Origin of the sequence: Vibrio makurazakiensis (assembly GCF_050337375.1) — a bacterium.
Classification (GTDB): Bacteria; Pseudomonadota; Gammaproteobacteria; order Enterobacterales; family Vibrionaceae; genus Vibrio; species Vibrio makurazakiensis.
On the sequence record NZ_JAKJSW010000278.1, the window covers coordinates 1 to 4475 of the forward strand.

Consider the following 4475-nt stretch of genomic DNA (forward strand, 5'->3'; position numbering starts at 1 on the left):
GGAATTAAGTTACGGCCAAAAATATCATCAAGCAGTACTGAAGCCGATAGTGTCAATACAGCTCAGTTAAACGTACTGCTTGATGATATTTTTGGCCGTAACTTAATTCCAGCGAAATCGAACCATGATTTGGAAAGTCTGGCTAAAAAAGTCATCACGCAAACGGGTATCGAAACCCTACTCTACGAGCATATTTTAAGCTCACCTCGTTACGCTGATCGTGTAGATATAAGAAGCGAACTCGGTGACAACTTTGGTTCAGTCTTTAAGTTTTCATCAAGCTATGTTGGTTACTTAGTTCCTTCCATCTACACCCCAACAGGGTTTAATGAGTTGGACCTATCTGTAAATTCACAAGTGCTTAAAGAGGCACTGCAGGCTTACGAAGGTGTTGCCGGCGCTTACCCTAGTGCACTTGAGTTGCACCGTATTAGCCGCGAGTTGAAGCAAACTTACCAAAATGATTACATTAACTACTGGCGAGACCTAATTCGTAACGTCGAAATTTTAGAAATCAACAACCCGACCGATCTTAACAATGTTCTTACTACTCTTTCAGGTGCCGCGAACAACCCGTTAACTAGTTTATATACGACGATCTCTAAATACACATTCGTTGAGTTAGCCATAAGTAACGAACCGGCAAAGGATGGAGCAAAGGCAGAAGTCCCAGAACAAGATCCAGATAAAAAGGAATCGGCTCGTCAGATTTCATTAAGCTTCCAAGATTACAAAAAACAAATATCACCCAATGACCAAGGTAAAAAGCCATTAGATGGGCTTTTACTGGCGTTCATTGATGCTAAAAAATGGGGCGACAAGTTCTATCAAACCAAAGAACCACAAAAGGTAGCTTTTGATACCCTATCGGCAACTTTGCAGTCGGGTAATCCCATCGCTACGTTAGCAAGCCTAGCGGATAACCAGTTACCTCTAGCGAATGACATTTCAACGAAAGTAGTAACACAGAGTAATGAAATGATTATGTCGCTTGCTCACGACTATATTAATACAGCATGGAAAACAGAGGTGTATGAACCATACCAGCAGAGATTAGCTTCATTTTATCCATTTAATCAAAAGTCGAAATCTGACGTTAGTGTCGCCGATGTTAAAGCTTTCTTTGTTAATAATGGCATTTTAGATAAGTTTTACAGTGCACGTTTGAGTGGCTTTATAAACAGCAAAGACGCATCCCCATACCTACCCGGCCTTTTGACCGGTACTGGCCTGATGTTAAGCCCAGATGTTTGGACGATGATGGATAAGGCAAAAGATATAAAAAGCGCACTATTCTTAGCGGACCCATCGAATGTACTTATTAACTTCCAGCTAAAAGCGGTCGACATGAGTTCAGACTTAACCGAGTTTTCGATTATTTCCGATAAGCCAATCTTCAGTTATCGTCACGGCCCTACTCTTTGGAGCCAGCAATCATGGCAAGGTGATGCAAAACTTATTGAGAAATTGGGCATAGAGTTGAATTCTCAAGAAACGACGATCGACAAACAAAATGCAGAAGGTACATGGAGTTGGTTCCGTTTAATTGGCCCAAATGTCAATTTCTCGACTTCTCAGGATACTCAGGTAGAGTTCAGCAAAGGGGAAAGTAAAGTTAAACTAACTATCAGAACTCAAGGTCAATCTAACCCATTTGTCCCAGGTTTTTTCTCCGCTTTCTCCCTACCTAGTGACATTTAGAACCTGCTGTGCCAATTAGCAAGCAGTTAGAACAACTTGATACGAATGCACACTCCCCTTTATCGTTAAGGGGAGTCAGTTTATTAAAGTCTTTCGGTTATTTTGACTTCCTTTCATTATCCCCCCGAGTATTACAAGCTAACCACAACGACTGGGGCGCTGTGGTTATCAAACAAGCAGAGTCCATCAAACATCGATTTTTCTTAAAAAATGAAGCCAAGTTCTTGGAACAGCATCCCAGCGAATATTGGCCAAAATATTGTGACTACTTTTCAGCGAAAGGGTTAGATTACTTGGTAGTTCAGTACATTAACGGAACGACACTTTCATCTTTGGGTTCTTTGATGTTACTAGAATCAAAGAAAACGACTGCCCCAACTGAGAGTAGTTTTATTGATATTAACTCATTAGAATCCGCTCTTAGTGCCCTACATAGCACTGGATATATTCACGGTGACATTAAGCCGTCGAATATAGTTTTCTCAGCGGATGAGAGCATGAAGCTCGTGGACTTTGGTTCTGTTAGGAAGATAGGAGTTCAACTCAGTAACGAGCGCTTTCACAGCTACACTGAGTCTTTCGCTAGTCCAAGCATGATCAGCGGCAACGACAAGGTCACAGTAATGGACGATTGGTTTAGTTTAGCAATGACACTCACTTGCTTATATACGGATCACTATAGTATTTCCAGCATACCTTCTCGTTACTCTTTAATAATCAATAACGCACAAAAAAACGGGTGAACATTCATTCACCCGCTTTATTTTGATTAATCCCACCAGATACTACTTCCTATGACGTTTCTCATAGGTACAGCTGTGTATCGCCTATTCGGGTATTAATAACGATTCCAGTCCACCAGCGACGGACGTTGCAAGCGCTTTAGGTGTTAAACTTTCTTTAACACTTTCTTTTAAAGTTTTTCCAGAGAAGAAGTCTTTAACTTTTTGCTTACGTACAGCCTTATTAAAGGCTTTCTCGTCAGTTCCCGGTATAAAGTTTGTTTCGCCTCTTGCAGCATTAAGAGCTTGTTTTGCACCCGGCTTGTTACTTTCCAAAGAAATCTCGCTTCCAGAAATAAAGGCTCTCGCTTCTTCTTGAAGTACAGAATAAGCTTTCAACGTGGACTTTTGGAATGATAACTTCACCAATGAAGGATCGGTACTCACTGGGCGGCCAAGTTTAGCTTTAATTTTTCGAGTCAATCTTGTCTTCATGCTTGGTGGTGGTGGCGTTACATCAGCAATACTTAAGAAGTTATAAGGAGAGCTATAACAAGGCATACACACCATATAAGWAGCGATAACTGGAATTTCTTCCATTTTCATTTTAAACCAATCGCGGAAAAAGTTAGCACCTAATACATGCTTCTTTTGATCAAGTAAAACACACTCTTTTTTGAACTTTTTGAATTTTCTCTCCATCACCCATTTGTCGTATAAGCCACGGAAAAAGTTAAAAATAGAGAGTACGGCTTTTACGATTCCGGTGACTGTCGCGCCAATACCAGAGCTGGCTAAGTTAATAGCAATAACACCACCATGAGCAAGTGCAATCATTGAGTCTTCAACTGCAACTGCACGAATTTCACCTCGAATTTTATCAATAACATCAGCACCAATTTTGGTTGTTGCCATTGAGCTTAAATGACGGGTTTTATGGTTATTAACTACTTTCCCTAAAGCAGAATACACTCGGCTAGCGGCTTCTTTAATATCATCAATCGCCGGTGCCAAATCAGCAAAGATCCGCTTCACAAGGCTTGGGATCATGCTTAATATTTGAGCTTTAATGTCATCCATCAAAATGCCTGTTATCGTTTTTGCATACTCAACAAACTTTTCTTTGATTTGCTCTGTAATGCTATCGACAACACTCGAAATGACAAACTTATCGCCAGTCACCGCTTCATGAATAGTATCAGTTAAGCTATTCACTTGAAGCGCCCCCGCAACCGCGATTTTTACTTTATCGACCTTAGTGACCCCAACTAAATCTGTATTCGCAAACAGTGACAACATGTCTTTTTGTATTGCGGTTAACCCAACGTTCGGCATAAATACATCCTCTATCAATCCAGAATACTCATATCAAACTTAAACCAGCAGGTGTTGAAATCTATGAGTCGCCTCTAAAGCTTTTATTTAACTATTTATCAATTAGAGGTTAACATATAAAATTGATATGTAAGGATGCATATTGAATATTTTCACTTGTCGTTCAAAGTTTCTTAAAGAATCGCTTTGAACTCATGCAAATCAAACAAATTACACTAGGCTTATTTAACAAGTAGTTGAATATTCAGATTAAGTTTTTAGGGACGAACAATGGATCAAAAGACCGTAGCCAAACCTATTATTCTGGTTGTAGACGACATTCCCGATAACATTCACACRCTTTCCGGCATCCTCAATGACAACTTCAAAATCAAAGCGGCGACATCTGGTGAGAAAGCACTAAAAATAGCGGCGACCTCCCCTAAGCCACACCTCATTCTATTAGATATTATGATGCCCGAAATGGATGGGTATGAAGTCTGTCAGCGCCTAAAAAGCAACCCCGTTACTGCCGATATACCTGTCATCTTCGTTACAGCAAAAACTGACGTTGTAGATGAACAAAAAGGATTCGCACTTGGCGCTGTTGACTACATAACTAAACCGGTTAGCCCGCCAATCGTAAAAGCAAGAGTCGCAACCCACATATCGCTTTACGATCAAAACTTAGCTCTTGCCTCTAAAGTTAAACAACGTACTGAAGCACTTGAACTTAGC

At 40.4% G+C, this 4475-nt stretch carries 4 protein-coding genes; 3 read left to right on the forward strand and 1 reads right to left on the reverse strand.

Annotated features, from left to right (window positions below):
- Positions 1-1701 (forward strand): ImcF-related family protein (locus L4C33_RS19860; protein WP_428814130.1); only part of this gene is annotated, 1701 nt, incomplete at its 5' end.
- Between the two features lie 8 nt (positions 1702-1709).
- Positions 1710-2444 carry a protein kinase domain-containing protein gene (locus L4C33_RS19865; RefSeq protein WP_428814131.1) on the forward strand — a complete coding sequence of 245 codons (735 nt, stop codon included), beginning with the start codon at positions 1710-1712 and terminating at the stop codon, positions 2442-2444.
- Positions 2445-2528: 84 nt separating this feature from the next.
- Here the strand turns inward: L4C33_RS19865 and L4C33_RS19870 are convergent, their stop codons facing one another.
- Positions 2529-3758: a hypothetical protein gene (locus L4C33_RS19870; RefSeq protein WP_428814132.1), complete on the reverse strand. Its 1230-nt coding sequence runs from the start codon at positions 3756-3758 to the stop codon at positions 2529-2531.
- Between the two features lie 270 nt (positions 3759-4028).
- Here L4C33_RS19870 and L4C33_RS19875 point away from each other — a divergent pair.
- A partial coding sequence (locus tag L4C33_RS19875) for a response regulator (RefSeq protein WP_428814133.1) occupies positions 4029-4475 on the forward strand: 447 nt, incomplete at its 3' end.